10 protein-coding genes are annotated in these 18476 nt (G+C 43.2%); 2 read left to right on the forward strand and 8 right to left on the reverse strand.

What is annotated here, in order from left to right:
- Positions 1-1917: hypothetical protein (locus tag AC1DRQ_RS19405; RefSeq protein WP_477426439.1), on the forward strand; the 1917-nt coding region annotated here is incomplete at its 5' end.
- A 32-nt stretch (positions 1918-1949) separates the two neighbouring features.
- Here the strand turns inward: AC1DRQ_RS19405 and AC1DRQ_RS19410 are convergent.
- The gene (locus tag AC1DRQ_RS19410; protein ID WP_477426440.1) at positions 1950-3746 is read right to left on the reverse strand and encodes a PQQ-dependent sugar dehydrogenase; all 1797 of its coding nucleotides are present in this window, start codon (positions 3744-3746) and stop codon (positions 1950-1952) included.
- Between the two features lie 189 nt (positions 3747-3935).
- The gene (locus AC1DRQ_RS19415) at positions 3936-4661 is read right to left on the reverse strand and encodes a hypothetical protein (RefSeq protein ID WP_477426441.1); all 726 of its coding nucleotides are present in this window, start codon (positions 4659-4661) and stop codon (positions 3936-3938) included.
- 172 nt (positions 4662-4833) lie between these two features.
- On the opposite strand from AC1DRQ_RS19415, the gene AC1DRQ_RS19420 reads away from it, so the two are divergent.
- Positions 4834-6153 carry an amino acid permease gene (locus AC1DRQ_RS19420; RefSeq protein WP_477426442.1) on the forward strand — a complete coding sequence of 440 codons (1320 nt, stop codon included), beginning with the start codon at positions 4834-4836 and terminating at the stop codon, positions 6151-6153.
- A gap of 244 nt (positions 6154-6397) precedes the next feature.
- Here the strand turns inward: AC1DRQ_RS19420 and AC1DRQ_RS19425 are convergent, their stop codons facing one another.
- The 6 genes from AC1DRQ_RS19425 to AC1DRQ_RS19450 form a co-directional block, all read right to left on the reverse strand.
- A complete protein-coding gene (locus AC1DRQ_RS19425) occupies positions 6398-8674 on the reverse strand; it encodes a GH92 family glycosyl hydrolase (protein ID WP_477426443.1) in 2277 nt (758 codons plus the stop codon).
- A 233-nt stretch (positions 8675-8907) separates the two neighbouring features.
- Entirely contained in the window at positions 8908-9927 is a 1020-nt protein-coding gene (locus AC1DRQ_RS19430; RefSeq protein ID WP_477426444.1) for a hypothetical protein, read from the reverse strand.
- A gap of 42 nt (positions 9928-9969) precedes the next feature.
- Positions 9970-12150: a hypothetical protein gene (locus AC1DRQ_RS19435; RefSeq protein ID WP_477426445.1), complete on the reverse strand. Its 2181-nt coding sequence runs from the start codon at positions 12148-12150 to the stop codon at positions 9970-9972.
- Between the two features lie 96 nt (positions 12151-12246).
- Positions 12247-13002, reverse strand: coding sequence for a DUF3823 domain-containing protein (locus AC1DRQ_RS19440; protein WP_429399893.1), 756 nt, complete (start codon positions 13000-13002; stop codon positions 12247-12249).
- 11 nt (positions 13003-13013) lie between these two features.
- Positions 13014-14939 carry a RagB/SusD family nutrient uptake outer membrane protein gene (locus AC1DRQ_RS19445; protein WP_477426446.1) on the reverse strand — a complete coding sequence of 642 codons (1926 nt, stop codon included), beginning with the start codon at positions 14937-14939 and terminating at the stop codon, positions 13014-13016.
- Positions 14940-14953: 14 nt separating this feature from the next.
- Positions 14954-18130 carry a SusC/RagA family TonB-linked outer membrane protein gene (locus AC1DRQ_RS19450; protein ID WP_477426447.1) on the reverse strand — a complete coding sequence of 1059 codons (3177 nt, stop codon included), beginning with the start codon at positions 18128-18130 and terminating at the stop codon, positions 14954-14956.
- Positions 18131-18476 lie beyond the last annotated feature (346 nt).

Here is an 18476-nt window from a genome sequence, read left to right on the forward strand (position 1 = left end):
GAAGATATTGAGGCTCTGTTTGATATAAACAAGCGTAATGGAGGCAAATTTTACMTTATCATTGATGGGTTTGATGAACACATGTTCAAAAATGACCAGTTTGAACTGGTACTAAACCAGTTGATGGACATTTTCTCTTTTTACCAATCGCATGAATGGTTTAAGCTGGTTTTAACYATGCGATCGGCAAACTGGATCAATAACAAGCACAATATGGAGTTTGGTCTCAACAATTGGTTCACTGGCTTTATAACAGATCATGACCTAACCACCAATGTGCCGCTGTTTAATATACAGGAGATAAGAGAACTGTGCCGAACCATAAATCCGGGTATCCAAAATTTTATAGCCATTGATGTCGCCAATAATTTTAACCACCCCTTATACTTCCAATTTTATTACAAACAGCATAAAAATAATTTTTCGCTTAACAATATTGATCATATCTGCATTTATGAACTGATATCCATATTTATACTGAATAAGGTTTACCTGGGGCACTATGCAACCGAAAAGATACTGTTACTCAAAGAGCTGGTTGATGAAATGGATTTTAAGAATGRGATATATGAGTTAGATAAGTTTAGATGTAATGATCTGTTAAAACAATACAGCCATGCTTATAATGAATTATTAAGCATCGGTTTTTTAAGAGAAGTGAATTCAAGCAATGATTTTCAGTTTAAAACACTGGTGCAATTTGGCAGCAATAACTTTTTAGAATTTACCATTGCCAGAAAACTTTTGTTAGAGAACAACCAACGTTTTGATCAGAACCTGATTAAGTTAATTAATAATGCCTTTGTTGAAAGTGAACACAAATTACCTGTAATAAAATGGTGTGTGATACATGCTGTTAAAAACGGGCAGCAGGAGAGTTTCGAGCTTTTAGCACAAACCGGCCTTAACCCCAAAGAAAAATCAGAATTGATCCTTTTTTTAGGTGATCTGCTTCAAAGGGTTTGTTTTGCATCCAATAACCCCGAAACCACAGCAAATTATTTTAAACAGGATTGTGGCGACGGACTGTTTTATTACTTTTTTGGAATAGAGATGGTTCATGTTGATTACAAAAAAGCGTTACAAACCTTGCTGAAATTTGAGCTTTCGGATCATAAAAAAGCACTTACCTATACTGCTCTGGCAACCATAGCCATACTGCAGTTAGAAATTAAGCAACTGGAAGATTGCCTGGCAAAACTTAAAAGCTTCCCGCAGCATGATTTTCAGCAATTTGCTATAAATCCTTTACACTGCCTCAATGCCATTTATCAATACTTTAAATATGGTATGGTCAGAAAAGATTTTTTTGCTGAAGTGACCCGGTTCTATTTTAATCCGCCCAAACAAAGCGAAAGCATGTATGATAAAAAGGCCAATGACCTTGTTTATCTGCTGGTGGCATATGCTACATTTATTTGCCAAAAGCCCTTTAAAACGTTGCGATTTGTTAGCGCGCTAAATAAAGTAAATAAAACAAGCGCCGAAACATCATTTGCGTACAATTACTTTTTGAAAATAGCGGCATCTAATGCACACTTTGTTCTGGATAACAAAACCGAATTATTGAATAGCAACAACACTATTTCAGCATCATATAAACAGGAAGAGTATTTATATACTCCCTTCATGAAATCCCTGTTTTATGATCTTAAAGTAAAAAATGCTATTATATCAGATGACTATTCGGCTATTAACGGGTATTTGAATTGCTTAAACCAGGTGTCTGATGAATCAGGGAACAGGCTATCTAAATTATTTATATACTTTACCGTTTTAAACAACGAGCAGTTGATGAACCTTGATCCGCAGCTATATAAACAGATATCCTATAACCACGCCAAATTATTACGGGAAAGTTCTTTAAGCCCCGATATTTTTGTTAAACAAAAACGTACTGATACCAATGTTCTCTGAATAAAGGATTAATAACAGCATGATTTTAAAAGTTATTTTACCTTTAACTCTGCACGTACTTTTTTAACTTCTAATGTGGAAACCAAACTGCTGTTGTTACCAAAATTATTGCGGATATAAGTAAGTACCTGGGCAATTTGGGTGTCGCTTAAAAAATCATGCTTGGGCATTACACTATTATACGGTTTATTTTTAACCTTAACCGGACCCTCAAGGCCATTCAGTAAAACTTTGATGGCCGGTTCCTTCTCCATAAATTTACCACCGGTAACCCATTCTGAGCCACCTAATGGCGGGAACAGGTTACCATCGCCCTTGCCGTCTTTTTGATGGCAGTTAACGCAATAAGTAGCGTAAATTTTAGCCCCACCTGTTAACATGCCAGTCATCAGGTTATTACGCATCACATCCGGAATCTTAAAGCCTGGCAACTTTTTCCTTAATTCCATTTTAGCCAGTTGAGCGCTTGTGAATTTAGTTTTATCGCCCTGGTAAAATATCCGCCATACCTTCCCCTTCTCTGTATCACTTACATATAATGATCCATCGGGCCCCATAGAAACCCCCATTGGCCTGTACACAGCGTCACTCACACTAATCACGGTAGTACGGCCTGTAAAACCATCCGCAAAAATTTCCCAGGAGCCAACCGGCCTTCCGTTTTTAAAAGGCACAAAACAAACAAAAAAGCCAGCCTGCGGGTAAGGCGAACGATTGGTTGAACCATGAAAGGCAATAAAAGCGCCATTCTTATACCTTGCAGGAAACTGGTTGCCGGTATAAAAAAGCAGATCATTAGGTGCCCAGTGCGCCTGGAAGGCCATAATAGGCTGGGCGTATTTTGCACCGTTCCCTGCTTTTTTTCCGTCGCCACCATATTCCGGATTTAATAGCTTCTTCTTTTTAATGGGGTCATAATAATAGTATGGCCACCCGGCATCAGTGCCTTCCTTTATCTTCAAAAATTCTTCGGCCGGTAATACTGCGCTTTGCCACGCACTAAACTTTTTGGGGAATTGCAGGCGCAGGTCATCGCGCCCGTGTGCTACAACGTATAAACAACTGTCGGTGGTGTTCCAGTCCATAGCCACCACACTGCGTAGGCCGGTTGCATAACGCATCCCATCTTTTTGCAATTGATTGGGCTTTGCTTCATCAAACCGCCATATCCCGCCGTAATCTGTTAACAAAGGGCAGCCTTTAATACCCATAGAACCGGGTACCCTGTTTTGTACCTGGCACGCGTTTGATGGCGCCCCAAAAGCAACATACATATTGCCTTTGTTATCAAACGCTATAGGCTTGGCATCGTGCTCATGCTCGGGGTGTATATCATGAACTATCAGTTCCAGCTTGCCATCGGGAACCAGCGTTTGGGGGTTAAGCTTTACCCGGTACACATTAATCTGCGAACTGAAATAAAGATATCCTTTATGGACACGCATAGCTGTACCATAACTTCCCTTATCCTCATAGTCGGCAAATTTTTTAATGATATCGGCCTTGCCATCGTGGTTGGTATCGCGCAGGGCAACATTCCCTCCAATAGAATCAGGGAACCGGAGCTTTACATAAATATCGCCATTACCATTAACCGCCAGATGACGGGCCCCACCCTCCAGACTATCAACCACTACAACCGCTTTAAAATTACCAGGCAAAAACAATCCCCCGTTGTTCTTATCGGCAACCGGGAGCGGATCTTTTTTGACTATAATCGTAAAACTGATGATGAAAAGAGCGGCAACTGTAATCAGGGAGCAGGTAACCGGTTTATAGAGTAGCGTTTTTATAATGTTTTTCAGATATTGAAATTGGTGATTCTTCATTATGGCTCCGGGTAGATTAGTGTAATTTGAACGGGTATTTGTTAGCGGCAAGTATATCCTGGTATAAAAGGATTTTACGCTTTAAATGTTTATAAAGATTGGAACTTTTGCCTGAAATATGGCAGATATTAGCCCTTATGGATATAAAGTAGTGGCAATATAGGGTTGAAATATCCCGAAGGATACTGTTTACAGCTGTAGTGATTGTTTATTACCACCATTTTTCTTTTTATAATCCTCATAACTATCCTTTATGTAATTAATAAGATCATAATTGTTCATGGTATTTAGCAGCTTTAGCGAAGGGGCATAATCAGCTCTGAAATTGTCAATTTTATCGGCGTCAACTGGAACTACCTTTTTGATAAGTGAATCATTAAACCGTTTGGCAACTTCATAAGCATTCAGTTCCCGTTTGGCAAAACGGTTAAACCTGCGGGCGTCTTTAACCTCACTTTTAAAATTCTCATAAATAAAAGTCATGGGCTTTAAAAACAGGTAATAGTAATGCGGTGTCCCGGTATAAAAAACGCTTTTTTTACGGTAGCCTTTCTGAGTTTCCCTGATCTCCCGGATAATAGAATTTTCTTTGATCACTACCTCCGCCAGTTCAATTACTGGCTGCAGGTACATTATTTTATCAGCCAGGTCGGTAACAACAAACTCGTTGGTTAGGTAACTGGCGCTCTCAAACCGAAGTGTATCTCCCGGCATGGCCGCAATATTAAACACACCAACTGTGTTTGACCTTGCAGCTGTCCCACTGCGTTTATTTAAAACCCGCACGTTACCTAACCTGATGGCGGTAGCGCTTTTAAGCAACAAACCCTGCTGTATTTTAGGTGACTGCCCTTTGACCCGTTCAGAAGTGATCAGGCAAATGGCAACAATTAATATAGTGGCTTCAAGTTTCATTGGTACAAATAAAATTAGCGCAACTATTTGATCTTGAGTAATTTTTAACTTTTTTTAACGCATCCAATGAGTACGCATTTATTAGTAATACTTATTTCGATCCATCCACCCCATTTTTGGGGATTAAGGAAATAAATATCCTATCTTATCTTCGCAAAAAAATCACACCGTTATGCCCGCATCATCCCCGGAAAAAAATAAATTAGGTTTATGGACAAGTACCTCCCTCGTGGTAGGTAATATGATTGGCGCCGGGGTATTCCTGATGCCCGCCGCTATGGCCTCCTTTGGTAGTATTGGCTTATTAGGTTGGGTATTTTCGGCTATAGGCTCATTCTTTTTAGCCAAAGTTTTCAGTAATCTGAGCAAGTTGTTGCCCCATGCCACGGGCGGTCCTTACGCTTATACCCGCAACGGTCTTGGCGATTTTGCCGGTTTCCTGGTAGCCTGGGGTTATTATTTAGCGGTTTCATGCGCCAACGCTGCTATAACCATTTCCTTTGTTAGCGCCATGAGTACCTTTTTCCCGGTACTGGCATCCAGCTCTGTTATAGCTATATCAACCGGACTATGTACTATATGGCTGCTTACGTATATTAATACCAGAGGTGTAGTTACGGGTGGTAAAGTACAACTGATCACTACTATTTTAAAGGTAGCCCCGCTTGTACTGGTGGCTATAGGTGGCTTGTTTTTTATCCAGGCCAAAAATTTTATCCCTTTCAATGGCAGTAATACTACTATATATGGCGCTTTAATGGCTACTGCCACCATGACCATGTTTGCTTTTATCGGCATCGAAAGTGCCACGGTACCGGCAGGCAGTGTGGCCAATCCCGAAAAAACAATTCCCCGTGCTACTTTACTGGGTTTACTGATCGCTACGCTGGTATATATATTGAGTAGTTTTAGTGTGATGGGCATTATCCCGTCTGCCGCGCTGCAACGTTCGGTTACTCCTTTTGCCGATGCTGCCGTGGTGATTTATGGCAGTAACGCCCGTTACTGGGTGAGCGCCGGGATAGCCATTGCCGCTTTTGGCTCGCTTAACGGCTGGACACTATTACAGGGTCAGGTACCCTTTGCCATTGCCAACGATAAATTATTCCCGGCGGTATTTGCCAGGCAAAATAAAAAGGGTGTACCCTACGTAGGTATTTTGGTGAGCAGTGTCATGGTATCTCTTTTCATGAGCATGAACTACACCAAAGGACTGGTAGAGCAGTTCAGGTTTTTATTGTTGTTATCCTTACTATCTATATTGATCCCCTATCTGCTATCGGCAGCCGCCTACCTGATCATCAGGGTAAAGCAAAAACAGGTTAATGGCTTAACGGGTGCCGTTATACTGGCTATTTTGGCCTTTGGCTATGCCTTATGGACCATTGCCGGAACGGGTAAAGAAGCCGTATACTATGGTTTTTTACTGCTGATGGGCGGTATACCATTTTATGTGTGGCTGGCTTATAAGAAGAATAGCGGCGCGGAGTAGCGGGTGGTTGCCTGGCTTACGGGAATTGCAAAGTAAACTATGTCATTGCGAGCGCAGCGTGGCAATCTCACAGGATAAGTAACAAACTTGCTTGTGCAACCTGCATGATGAGATTGCCACGCTGCGCTCGCAATGACATGATTTTTAATTTAATACGCCCGTGAAGTTTAAACTTCACGGGCGTATTAACCCTGTATAGCATAGAGATTGCTTCGTTCCTCGCAATGACGAGGTGTATTAAACCCTATTTCTCATTCGACATAGAATAAGGTACATCGGCAGCCTTGGTTCCACGTTGTTTGTTTGGCGTGGCCGACATGTCAAAATTCAGAATAGCACCATTCAACAATGCTTTGTGGCTAAGCCAGTTAAAATCATATGGTTTGCCGTTTACAGTAAGACTGGTTACATATTTATTAGCAACGCTGTTCTTAGGCGCGTTTATGGTTATTACCTTGCCATTTTCAAGTTTAATGGTTAGCTTTTTAAATAGCGGCGCGCCTAATACATATTGGTCGCTGGCTGGGGTTACCGGGTAAAAGCCCATGGCCGAAAATATGTACCAGGCCGAGGTCTGTCCGTTATCCTCATCGCCGCAATAGCCATCGGGTGTGGCTTTGTACAGCTTGTTCATAGTTTCGCGTGCCCAGTATTGCGTTTTCCAGGGTTGGCCGGCATAATTATACAGGTATATCATGTGCTGTATCGGCTGATTGCCATGCGCATATTGACCCATATTCGCTATCTGCATTTCGCGGATCTCGTGGATCACTGTTCCGTAATAGCTATCGTCAAAAACCGGCGGCATGGTAAATACAGAATCGAGCTTGGCTGCGAATTGTGGCTTGCCGCCTACCAGGTTAATAAGTCCTTGTATATCATGGAACACGCTCCAGCTGTAATGCCAGCTATTACCCTCGGTAAAAGCGTCGCCCCATTTAAACGGGTTAAACGGTGTTTCGAACGAACCATCCTTGTTTTTACCACGCATCAGCTTGGTTTGCGGATCAAACAGGTTACGGTAATTCTGGCTGCGTTTTTTGTAAATGTCTATTTCGGACGCGGGCTTGCCAAGCGCTTTACCTAACTGGTATATGGCAAAATCATCATACGCATACTCCAGCGTGCGGGCAGCATTTTCATTAATTTTTACATCGTAAGGTACATAGCCCAGGGTGTTATAATACTGCACCCCTCTGCGGCCGGTTGCATTTGGGCCTTCGTTATTGGCACCATGTTTCAGCGCTTCATACAAGGTGTTAATATCATAACCACGCATACCTTTTAAATAGGCTTCGGCAACTACCGACGCGGAGTTATTGCCTATCATACAATCAGCATAACCAGGGCTCGACCACTCGGGCAGCCAGCCGCCCTCTTTGTATGAATTTATCAAACCTTCCTGCATCTCTTTATTAATAGATGGATATACCAGGTTCAGGAAAGGATATAATGCCCTGAAAGTATCCCAAAAACCTGTACCTGCAAAATAATAGCCGGGCAGTGTTTTTCCATTAATAGGGCTGTAATGTACATTTTGCCCTTTAGCATCAACCTCATACATTTTGTTGGGGAAGAAAAGCATGCGGTAAAGACTGGAATAAAAAGTACGGGTTTGGCCGATAGTGCCACCCTCCGGGGCCAATCTGCTCAGGGTCTTGTTCCAGGTATCTTTTGCTTTTTGACAGGTAGTTTCAAATTTATCGGTACCAACCTCACGTTTTAAATTGAGTTCGGCCTGCTCAATGCTGATAAAGGACGAAGCCACCCGCAGGTGTACCTGCTCCCCTTTTTTGGTTTTAAAGCTGATCACCGCGCCGGCATGGTCGCCGGTATATTCTAACGAGCCATCTGTTTGCCAGTTGTGCCATGCCGATGCCAGCTCAAAAGGTTTATCAACATAAATAACAAAGTAGTTTTTAAAATTGGCAGGCACAGCGCCGCTGTTTTTAGTGCTGTAACCGATGATCTTTTGTTCGCCCGGAATTATTTTTACGTATGATCCCTTGTCAAACGCGTCGATCACAATATGTGAGCTATCGCTTTTAGGAAATGTGAACCTGAAACTGGCTGCCCGTTCAGTCGGGGTAATTTCGGTAGTTACATCGTAATCGGCCAGGTAAACGCTGTAGTAATATGGCTTAGCTATTTCGGCTTTATGCGAGAACCAGCTGGCGCGCTGCACTTCATTTAACTTCAATTTGCCGGTTTCCGGAAATATGGAAAACATGCCATAATCGTTCATCCAGGGCGATGGTTGGTGCGTTTGTTTAAAACCCAGTATTTTATCGGCCTCATAAGTGTATTGCCAGCCATTACCCATTTTACCGGTTTGTGGTGTCCAAAAGTTCATACCCCAGGGCAGGGCCACTGCCGGGTAGGTATTACCGTTTGACAGGGTTGGCTTGGATGACGTACCCATCAGGGGGTTAATATAATCAACAGGGCTGGTGGTTTTTTCAACCTGTGCCGATGAGATCAATGGTAAAAAGGCAAATGCCCAAAGAAATACTCTTTTCATTATTACTTATTTGTGTGCTTTATTCTGACTCTGCTAAAACGTTTAATCAACGATGCAATATACAGGCTGGATACCAAACTTTATATTATACCAATTATATTTTTACAATCTATCTTCAGGATTCTATACAGTGTGCTTGCCCATGCATACATATTGATTAAACAATAATGATCTGTGCCCTTTTTAAGAGGGCACAGATCATGCCGAATTCAATTGCGCAACGCTGCTTATTTTTATAATTTTTTGTAATAGATCAATTCGCCCGCCTCGCCATTTGCAGATAACTGCGAAGGGATAAACTGCGTGATAACCAATGCCGGCTGGCCATCAACCGTTAACGCGGTAATGGTAGGGTTTGCAAAGGCCTGGCTGCCACCGTCAGTATGGATATTCAGTTTATCGGCATTACCTGTTTGATAGTCATACAGGTAACAACGCCATGTTCCAAAATCATTTTTAGCGCCCTGCCCTTCAATAAGGCCGAAGTTAAAATTCTGAAATTTCAGGGAACCATCCCTGTCGCCAATGTTGCCTTTTACGCCCCAGTACAAAATAGCATTATCAATTTGCGGTTGCGAATTGGCGCTCCATGATGTCCATGTGGTGGTACCACGGGCCTGGCGGTCAACATCACAGTTTGACCAGTAATGAAAGCCTACATCAACAGCAGTACTGCTTGCCGAATAAATATTAGGCGTACCCTCTGCACAGGTCGACAGCGTATGCGGCGCCTCGAATGTTTTGGCAACCGCACCGTTCTGCAGGTCTGTCCAGCTGTTAAAGTAGCTGAATTTAAGGTGGTTGTTCGGTTCCTGCTCCCAAACCATCACAAAACCACCTGTGGCGGTAGCTGCAATAGTAGGCTGTGATGCCCCCCCGTTACCGCTCCCCGCAAGCTCACGGATCCATGTCCAGTGCAGCAGGTCGGTTGATGACGCTACATTGGTTTTGAAAGTTCCGTTGATCATGGTATGATAAACCCCAATATAACCGCCCGAAGGATTGGCAATGATCTTGAGACAATCCATAGTTTTACCCGTATTATCTTTGGCGTCATATATTTTACCGTCGGCTGCGGTTACGTTTTCAATAATACTGCGGAGCGCGGCCCTCGGCGTGTCAGACGGTGGTGCCGCGGTTACCGTTTGTTTGTTGTCCTTCTGCTTATTGCCCGATGTATTGCCGCTTTTTTGGCACGAAGCAAATAATAACAGAATTAAAAGGCTGTTCATCATCATGGTTTTCTTCTTCATAGGTTTTGGTATTTGAGGTTTATATAATTGGTTTTATATTTTTCACCACTTTAAATTAACCTTTACACCATCAGGGCTATTGGCAAAACCCAGGAACAAGGTGTTTGACGATGCATCCCATGAAGTTTTCACATCGCTGATATTTTGGCCTGTGCTGTCAGTTACCTTTGTTTCCTTTGGTTGCGCGGGTAATAGCACTCTTACACTGTTTAATGTTTTTGCCGGACTTTTGGCCACAAAAACGTAGCTGTTGCCCTGTACATTTTCGTTATAGATTCTTGATGCCGAAGCTAAAACCTGGGGCTGTTTTTTGTTGGGAACACGATTCACTACATATAATAATGATTGTTCGCCGGGATTTACCACCTTTTCAGTTAGCACAGGCAACTGAGGATCGAACAGATCTATAACCGGGCCTTTGATGGTGTAGGGTTTGCTGTCGGCATTTTCGTCCAGTACCGATACCACATCATAAGGACCACGCTCCAGATACAAGCTATTTTTAAATGACAACTCGCCGGCTTTGGCATCTTTTTCATAAGCCTGTTTTACGGTGCTGATGTAGTTATCATCTTTACCGGCTTCCAGTACATACTCTTTAGGGTTTTGCCTCATTACATAAACCGCGCCCTTGCCTACTTTAAATTTCTGGTCATCGCCGGTTGGGTTGATGTTGAGCAGCTTAAATAAATGTTGCGATGGCGCGGTGAACTTGTTGCCTTTAGTATTCCACCATTCCATTACTGATTGGTAAGGATCATCATCGCGGCCGCAATAAATTAAAATACCGCCTTGTTTTACCCAATTGGCTAAGCTGGTATGTATAGCCGCCGATACCGGTTTCATATTAGAGTAGCTCACTACCAATACTTTTACATTTTTTAATGAGGCAGCATACTGGAGGTTTTCCATGTGTACCGTTTGCACCGGAACACCGCGTTTTAACAATGGCAGGGTTTGTCCGTAAAAATTGGAGAACTGCGGATCCTCAAAACCATTATGCGTAGGGAAACGCTGGAACATCAGCGTATTGCTCATCAGCACGCCAATACCATTTACACCAGATACCCGGTTGGCCGATACCGGCATGCTGTTTAAAGCATTTACCATGATCTGCATTTGGGTGGAGTAATACTGCGGGATCAATACTTTGGCATCACTGTTAGCTACTTTGTATGGGTGGGTGTAGATACGCTCGGGCCATGGCATTACCTCGTAGTCGGCAACCATGGGATATAATAATTTGGCGGTGAAAGTAGCCTGGTAGTTGCGTTTGTAATCGCTCCAGTCGCGCGGCCAGTCTTCAATCGGGTCGGTCAGGAAAAAAACTTTGCGGCCGGTTGGCGCGGTCATGGATACTACCGAGCCATATTCCAGGAACGCGTTTTCAAATACACGTTCCTTGCGTTGACCGTTAAAGAATGTAGGTTCACGGGCGGTACCTGTCCATACTTGTGCTATGTAACCATCAATACCGGGCAGCGAGGCCAGGCTTGCTTCAGGGCTCACAATTTGCCATGACGAATAATTTACCAGCGAGTGCGTGGCAATAAAAACCTTAATATCTAAACCCTTGCTTTTTCCATATGCTTTGGCATAGTTGGATACCTCTTTTATAGTTTCATAATACAGGTGGTATTTTAACTTGCTCGACAGGTAGGTATTCTCTGCCGATGCATCCTGTGGTTTCCAGGGGAAGCCATAATACGTTTGCCATTGTGCTTTAAAGCCCGCGCTGTAGCCCGCACGTGCCCAAAATTCAGGCTCTTCTAAAAAAATAGTGGTGATACCCGCGTTGATCACTTTTTTTACAACCGCGGTTTTCATGTACTCGATGAATGATTTATCGGGCACCACATAAGGCATATTTTTACCATGAAAAATAGTATCGCCTTTCATGGTAACCTGCCCTACACCAAGATGATTTATGCCATCCCACTTACCCAAAAAGTAATCTTTATAATCGCCCCAGGCTATACCGGTCATAAAGTTTACCTGGTAACCATGATCGCGCCATGATTGTACCCGCTGCTCAAAGGTTAAACCGGGCCGGTCATTAGCGCCGTAAACAATGGCAATGTCCGACCGTACATCAATCTCAGGGATCCAGGGGCTACTGGTTTGAAAGGCTGTTTTTTCCGGCAGTTTTGCCGGCTTGCCCGTTTGCGCATATCCCGTTAAGGATAATGCCGCCAGGCAACACGAAAATAAAATGTTTTTCATTTGTATATGTTTTGTTTTTTCAGGGGCGATGAATTTTATAAACCATGTGTGCAGCTGACCATAGGGGAGCCCTCTGCACACAGGTATATTAATTTTTTAAGGAGCAGCTACCGTTTTAACGTCGGTATAATTATAATAGTTAAGACCATATGCTATTCTTGCGCCTACTCTTAAAAAGTATTCTCTTTTACCCGGCAGCGCGCCACCAACCGTTGTAAGCGTAATGGTTTGGCCAACCAGATCATTACCCGCTGTACCATCGTAAGTTACTTTTGGCGTATAACGATTATCATAGTTGTTGTTGCCCACGTATTTGTTTGAGTTAACAAACAATGACACATCCGTAATATTCTGCTGGAAGTTAGGATCATTGGTACCGCGGGTAAATTTAAATTTAGCGGTGATGGTGCCATCGGCATTAATAACCGGTTCGCCTATCCACACTATCCTTAAAAATGGTTCAACCGAAAAGTTAACCGTGGTTACATCTTTAAGATCCACGGTCTGGCTTTTGTCAACAATGGTTTTGCCGGTATTATCAACCTGTACCAGCGGTACAAAAGGGCCCTCGGCAGATATCACGTCTTTTCCGGCAAACAGCTTGGTGTTGCTGTAGGTACCATCCTGGTATGAAGATACATAATATGGTGTTGGATTGCTGCTCCAACTTATTTCCAATAATTTGATCCTTGTACCTGATCCCTGCTCGGTTTGTATATTCTCGCCTGTGGAGGCATCTTTCACCACGCCTTTTAATGTTACGTTTGGTGCGGCGTAATTATCAACCTTTTTGCATGAGCTGCCCGCGGCAACTATCACGCTTAATGCTATACTATAAAATAGTTTTTTCATCTCTCTTAAAATTAATAACCCGGATTTTGAATTAAATTCTGACTCTTCTGTATCTCACCCTGCGGGATTTGCTCATAGTACCAGCGAACATCGAAAGTATAGCGTGAATTGCGCTCATCTAAACGGGCGTCAAAAAAGTACTTACCATCATTTGCTGAGTAAAACGGCATCAATGTGCGGTAAATGGTGCTGTTCTGTTCTTTATCGGCAACTCTCCATCTTCTCATATCCCACCAGGTTTTGTTTTCAAAACCAAGCTCTTTTTTTCTTTCGGTGCGTATAACGTTGATATTGTTCAGATCAGAAGCACCGGTAAGCAAGGTAGCTCCGGCTCTTTCTCTGATCTGGTTAATATCGGCAAACGCGTCCTGTATATAGTTTTTATCATTCTGGCCCAATGAATTTAATTCATAGGCAGCTTCGGCACGGTTAAGCAATACTTCTGCATAACGCAACTCTATCCAGGTTTGGTCAGAGCGATTCTCCAATACTTCTGATGTTGGCTTATCTGGTACCAGGTTTTTGCGGATAGAGAAACCAGATACAGAGCAGGTACCATCACCTGTGAAATAACCGCTTAAGCCGGCCGGGTTCATGGTTGTGCCGTTTGGCAACTTATAAGGGGTTTGACTTGCATTTGCCGACTGTACCATATTGTCAGTAGGGTAATGCGCGGTTGAGCCGGCCGGTAAAAGCGGACTGATGCCGCCAGCTGAACTACCGGTATAAATACCACGGCGTATTTCAACGCTTATACCTTTAAACACATCACCAGGCAAAATTACGGTTGCTCTTAAACGCGGTTCGGCATTGGCAAACAGGTCCATAGTGTTGGTATACAGATCATATTTACCACCGGTTGTAGTTTTAATGGTACCATCGGCATTTTTAGGAATACCATCAAACATCTCCACAAAGTTTAGTGTAGGGTTAACCTCAGAAGAATAGCCATTGGCTCCCATGAGCTGGCGTGGCACATTGTAGGCATCATAACCATGTACCGATTCGGGGTAGTGATATTGGCGTACAAACACATTTTCGGAGCTTGAGGCATCAAAAAACAAGTTCACATAATTTTGATACTGCGCGGTTTTGTCGCCCGCTGCCCATGCTTTTTTATAAAGGCTGTATTTGCCCTCCAATAATACAGCAGCATCATAAGCAGCTTTAAAATAAGTAACCGCTTTTGCTGACGGGATACCGCAAAGCCTGTTACCGCCGCCATCAACAAATGATATCTGGTTGTATTTGGCAATGGAACCGGCATAAAGCATAGCCCTTGATTTAAAGCCCGCGGCTACGTATTTATTGGCACGGCCAACCTGGTTACTTTCGGGTAAATTGGTATAAGCATAGTCAAGGTCGGCAGCTATAAAATCATAAACCTTTTCTTCAGATGTACGTGGAATTTTCAGCTCATCAATACTTTGCTGCGGGTATTGCAGTACCTTATCAACAATGGGCACACCGCCGTAGCGTTTTACCAAAGCAAAATAAGTAGCACCGCGGATAAAGCGGGCCTCGCCCAACCATGCGCTAATTTGAGCCGGTGTAAAGTTCGACGCATATTTAGGCAGGGTTTCTGCAAAATAGTTGGCATCCCTGATAAGTCCATAACAAAGCGACCAGGTTGTAGGCCTGTTATCAAAGGTCAGGCTTTCCTGCATGGCGCCATTCTGGTCGCGGCTTAAAGCCTCGCCACTAACGGCGCTGAACGGACTGATGATCCAGAAAAAGTTTAAACCTCTTTGTGGTGAGTACCTGAAATCTTCAATGGGCAGTGTGCTGTACATACGGGCCATATAGGCCTGTATACCCGCGCTGCTTGTAAAAATATCGTTGTCGGTAACAATGCTTGGTGGCAGCGTATCCAGCTTTTTACATGCCGTTGTCCAGCAAAGCAAAGCGGATAATATGATATATGTGTATTTTTTCATGATCTGTATGATTATTATAGTTTAACATTTACACCAATAGAATATATTTTATCCAATGGGTATAAATAACCGTAATTGGCCGATGGGTGCTCAGGATCAAGGTATTTTAAACCTGTAATGGTTAAAATGTTATAACCGTTTGCAAATATCCTTGCTCCTTTGATGCCTAATTTTTTCGCAATCCCATCGGGCAGGGTATAACCCAGTTCGGCCGATTTAAGCCTTACATAAGCCGCACTGTGGATATTTGAAAGCGAGTTGGTGTTGGCTGTTGAACCGGTGAGCGCAAAATAACCAGGTGTCCATGCGGTGTTTGGATTATAAGGATCGGCTTTAGGATCGGTTGGGTGGTACCTATCCATGAACATACCCAGCGCGCTGCCGCCGCCCCATAGCGGAATGTTTAGCTGCTCAATATATGATACGCTAATACCGGCAGCACCTTGCCATACCGTATTAATATCAAACCCTTTGTATGAGCCGCCAAGGGTTAAACCAAAAGTTGTTGTTGGTGATGAATAGTTGTTATTACTTACGTTTTGTGCAATAGGATGTACGTCCTGGTCATTGATCACACCGTCGCCATTCCAATCCTGCAAAATATAATCGCCTACAACGGCATTACGTGATACAAATTGAGGACTGTTCAGGATTTGCTGATAATTCTGGAACTGCCCCTCGGCGCCGTATCCCCAGAAAATATTGTTGTAGCGGTTATCATTATTACCATGCCAGTTATCCTGTGAGTTGCCGTATACAGAATGCACCCGGCTGATCCATTTGGTACGGGTATATCCAAAGGTACCTTTAACAAAATAGTTAAAACTGCCTATATGGTTACGATGGTTCAGTTCAATATCAAAGCCCTGAGCCTGGTCGCTGTCAAGGTTTTCCTGTGGCAAACCTGCTCCTACCACGCCTGGTAAATTATCAGCCTTGGTATTAAGTAAACCACTCCTGTCCCGCTTGAAAACATCAACAGTTACACCCAGTAAACCGTTCCAGGCAGCCACATCGATACCGGCATTATAGGTTTTAGCAACTAACCAAAATATATACGGGTTGTTAATACCACGGTTTTGCGCGCCGTTAACAAATGACCCGTCAAATACCGATCCGGGAGGCGTAGTATTATTACCGCCGCCTGTAGCCGGATAATTATAGCCAGAAAGATAATTGAAACCATCAAGCGCAGTATCATCGCCCAGCTTGGCATAAGATAAACGGATCTTCAGATCGTCAACAAATGAAAGTGCCGATGAATTTTTCCAGAAACCTTCCTGCGATACCCGCCATCCAACTGAAGCGCCCGGGAAAAAGCCCCATCTTTTAAGCGGAGAGTTTTTAGAGTTGGCATCGTCCCTGAAGCTAAACTCAACCAGGTATTTTGATTTGTAATCGTAATTTACACGACCAACAAACGATTTGGTAACAAAATCAAAAGGGTAATCGTCATCAACCGTTGCAGTTTGGTTCAACGCGTTGCCAGATCCTAACTGATCAACCGGTAACGATAGCTGGCGTTGGGCGTTAAAGTTGTCGCCCTTTTGTTCTCTTTCTTCATAAAGTGCCAAAGCGGTAATATTATGACCGCCTTTTAAAACCTTGTTATAGTTTAATGACAATTGCATTAAGCTGCTTGGTTTTTCATAAAACTGCCTGGTAAGCGAACCCGGTGTTTGGTTGGCTATAGGACTGTAGGTATTGGAGTTGGCATCATAATTATACTGGTTATATGACCTTTGGTACAATTTATTGCTCGACATGTAATAGTCATAGTTATACAAGCCCTTGGCACTCAACCCTTCTACAAACGGTACGTTATAAGTTGCCGATACTGTAGACTGTAACCATTTGTTGGCGATAAGTTTATAACCGTTAATATCGGCGTTAGACATAGCCACCGGGTTTGAGCCGTCAACCTCGCCATTGTTCAGGTAAGCCGGGTTGTTATTGGCATAAATGCTTTGGGTTGGCACCTGGCGCCAAAAGGAACGAATGATCCACCAGGCATCCTGGTAGGGCTGGTTCTTGTCTTCCAGCGTTCCGCTCAGGTTCACATCAACGGTAAGGTTTTTGTTTACCCTTGTAGTAATATTTGAACGCAGGTTATATTTTTTATAGTTCAGGTCGCCGCTCTTGAAAAAACCGTCCTGATCGGTAACACCCATACTTATAAAATAGCTGGTGTTTTCAGTACCACCTATAGCGTTAAGGTTATGCTGTTGCTGCGGGGCGCTGTTGGCAAAAACCGGGCTATACCAGTCGGTGCTCTTTTTTGTGCCGTTTCTGTACGCCTCAAAATCGGCATCGGTATATTTTACCTGGCCACCGTTTACGTTATGCAGCAATTGCTCGTTAACCAGCGTCATATAATCGAGCGCGCCAACGGGTTTTGGCATGTATGATGGTATTTGCCAGCCATAGGTACCAGAGTAGTTTAACTCTACCGAACCCTTTTTACCTTTTTTGGTTGTTACGATAACCACACCGTTGGCAGCACGTACACCGTAAACTGCCGCAGAGGCATCTTTCAGTACAGATATGCTTTCAATATCATTAGGGTCAAGGCGCGTTATGTTATCACGGGGCACCCCATCAATAATTACCAGCGGGTTACCAAAACCACGTATATCAAAGGTATTGCTGAATGAACCCGGTTCTGATGTGTTTTGGGTAATACGTACACCCGCAACCTTACCGGCAAGCATGTTCAGCACGTTCTCGTTTTTGGTGGTCACGATTTCGCTGTTGGTAACCGAAGCGATAGAGCCCGTAACGGTTGCTTTTTTCTGGGTACCGTAACCTACTACCACCACCTCGCTCATATTAGTTGCGTTGGGGCTAAGGCTTACCCTAATATTGGTTTGGTTGGTAACAGGAACCTCCTGTTGGGTATAACCTAAAAAACTAAATACAAGCGTTTGGCCACTGGTTACACTCAGGCTGAATTTACCATCGGCACCGGTAACCGTTCCAATGGTGGTGTTTTTTATTTTTACACTTACCCCTGGCATCGGCTCGCCTTTTTCATCGGCTACCAGTCCGGTGCGGTTATTGCCTTGTGCAAAAACCGAAGAACATACAAGCAAAAACAAAAGGGCTATGATACCATGCCGTATCACTTCCTTAAATTTTGCCGCATAGTGGATACCATGGCACCCACCATAATTGGTAAAAATTTCCTTCATAAATAAATTGGTTAAAGTGGTTTATAATAATTTGCCCAAATGAGTGTTATATATAAACAGGCTGGTTAAACCGGCTTGCTACAACCTACGCGCTCATTCGGCGTAACAATAATAGACCCGACAGTATTAAAAGATGGGTTAATAAATGGATTAACACGCTTAAAATTTCATTAACCATAGCTAATTAATCTACCTTTCTTTGGTAGGGGAGGGTTTTCAGGCTTCTAAGTAAAAACAAGACTTTATTTTCACCGCGCTTCATTGTGAGGCACGAAGCAATCTCTATGCAGGCAGGTCAATCATGCAGGTTATACTTTTCTGTTTTCTCTGTACAGCATAGAGATTG

It is taken from the genome of Mucilaginibacter sp. P4_E8 (assembly GCF_056401495.1).

Bases quoted from the DNA above. Each gene is read 5' to 3' on its own strand.
- AC1DRQ_RS19450 (WP_477426447.1), bottom strand. From the start codon at position 18,130: ATGAAGGAAATTTTTACCAATTATGGTGGGTGCCATGGTATCCACTAT.
- AC1DRQ_RS19435 (WP_477426445.1), bottom strand. From the start codon at position 12,150: ATGAAAAACATTTTATTTTCGTGTTGCCTGGCGGCATTATCCTTAACG.
- AC1DRQ_RS19430 (WP_477426444.1), bottom strand. From the start codon at position 9,927: ATGAAGAAGAAAACCATGATGATGAACAGCCTTTTAATTCTGTTATTA.
- AC1DRQ_RS19420 (WP_477426442.1), top strand. From the start codon at position 4,834: ATGCCCGCATCATCCCCGGAAAAAAATAAATTAGGTTTATGGACAAGT.
- AC1DRQ_RS19440 (WP_429399893.1), bottom strand. From the start codon at position 13,002: ATGAAAAAACTATTTTATAGTATAGCATTAAGCGTGATAGTTGCCGCG.
- AC1DRQ_RS19445 (WP_477426446.1), bottom strand. From the start codon at position 14,939: ATGAAAAAATACACATATATCATATTATCCGCTTTGCTTTGCTGGACA.
- AC1DRQ_RS19410 (WP_477426440.1), bottom strand. From the start codon at position 3,746: ATGAAGAATCACCAATTTCAATATCTGAAAAACATTATAAAAACGCTA.
- AC1DRQ_RS19415 (WP_477426441.1), bottom strand. From the start codon at position 4,661: ATGAAACTTGAAGCCACTATATTAATTGTTGCCATTTGCCTGATCACT.
- AC1DRQ_RS19425 (WP_477426443.1), bottom strand. From the start codon at position 8,674: ATGAAAAGAGTATTTCTTTGGGCATTTGCCTTTTTACCATTGATCTCA.